The organism is Bacillus cereus group sp. N21, assembly GCF_016483395.1.
GTDB classification, from domain to species: Bacteria; Bacillota; Bacilli; order Bacillales; family Bacillaceae_G; genus Bacillus_A; species Bacillus_A pseudomycoides.
In genome coordinates this window covers 1-1,876 of sequence record NZ_JAEHBX010000179.1, presented here as the reverse complement: position 1 = coordinate 1,876, position 1,876 = coordinate 1, and the positions used below count along the sequence as shown (strand labels likewise).

The following is a 1,876-nucleotide window of genomic DNA, read 5'->3' as shown; positions in this document are numbered from 1 at the left end:
CGTTTTCAGAATAACCTCACTACAATGAATAACCCTCTATATAACACTAGTAGGCTAGCACTGACAGCCGTAGACTCTCTAGACAGATTAGCTCGATCTGGTAGTCCTCAGCAGTTAGCTTTGGAGTTCTTAGGAGCAAATGCTTCTGTTAAGCAATACAATGACTTTATTCGAGACCTGGGAACTCAGATGATGGCTCTACCTGTAATCTTTGGAGTCGCTGCTGCTGCTGCAACTAAATTCTACGGAGCTCTTCACGGGAGAGCTATGGAAGAAAATACAAAGTACGCTGAAGCCTTCAATAACATGTTAGAAAAGTTAGCTAAAGCATTTGAGCCAATGGTCCAAGCGTTCGCTTCTGTTATGACTCCTATGTATAACTTTATTGCTAAACTAGCTGAGATGGTGATCCAATTCAATGAAGCTCATCCTGTATTAGCTAAGTTTATACAAGGAATGATGATGCTTGTTCCTGCCTTGATGGTAATTCTAACACCTTTAGCTCTAGGGATTGGATACTTTAAAGGGTTAAGAGCTATCTTGTTTGCTATTAAACCTGTCATTATGCCAATCATTACAGGGTTCTCTATGATGTCTGCTCCTGCATGGATATTAGCTGCAGCAATAGCCGGACTAGTAGTAGGGTTTACTCACTTGTGGAAAACTAGTGAAACATTTAGAAATGGAGTTTTAGGAGTAATTGCAGTCATTAAGCAATGGACCGCCTCTTTGATGGACCTTGGAGGAAAATCCTTAGTAGCTACACTTGCAGGCTTGAAACAGTTTGGAGCATTAGCTATGGAGCTAGGGAAATATCTTGGCTATGTACTTCTTACAGGTGACAGCTTCAAAGATGTAATATCCAATTTGCCTGCTCCTATCCAGGGAATAGCAACTGCATTAGCTCCTGCAATGATAGCTATCAATAACTTTGGACAAGCTATATTTGCTCTAGGGAAGTATCTTAGCTATGTACTCATAACAGGAGATAGCTTTGCAGATGTAATATCTAACTTACCTGCTCCTATACAAGGAATAGCAACTGCTCTAGCTCCTGCTATGGTGGCTCTTAATAGCTTTGGACAAACTATAGCAAACTTAGGGAAGTATATATGGAGTGTCATTGCAGTAGGAGACGTTATGAATGACTGGATAACTCACTTGCCTGTAGGCTTCCAGAATGCGGCTCTACTTATGGGAAATGCAGTAATGGCTATCCGTACTACTGTTACCTCTATGGTGGAAGCAATAAGGCTCGCTCTAGGTGGAGATACTTCACAACTAGGACAAATCTTTATGAATATTATCCCATCTCTAATAGCTATGCTTGTGGGAGGTCTCCCAGGACTTCTGATCACTGCAGCTCGTTTTCTGCCTACGATAGTGCAAGGGATAAACTCAATGTTTCCAATGTTACTAACTACAATTACTACAGTAATAGATACTATGGTTAATTTGATAGTATTGTATCTCCCTAAGTTCATTGAGCAAGGAGTTGCGATACTTACAAAGGTTATTGAGGGACTTGTTCAAGTTCTCCCTACTGTAGTAACTACTTTGATTAATGTAGCCGTAACAATGATTAATACACTTGTGAATACTATAGGGACGTTGCTTCCTATTATCTTAGACGCAGGTATTAAAATCTTAATGGCTGTACTTGATGGAATCGTTAATAATCTTCCTAAACTCATAGATGCAGCTCTAAAGATTATGGATACTTTATTGAATGCACTTATTACATTACTTCCTAAAATTATAGATGCAGGTATTAAAATCTTAATGGCTCTTATTGATGGGATTGTAAAGATTCTCCCTAATTTAGTAGACACGGCTATCATGCTTGTAAATAAAATTATTGAGATGATTATTACTA

General features: G+C 39.0%; 1 protein-coding gene. It reads left to right on the top strand.

Annotated features, from left to right (window positions below):
• Positions 1 to 1,876: phage tail protein (locus JDS96_RS30300; protein WP_472926302.1), on the top strand; the 1,876-nt coding region annotated here is incomplete at both ends.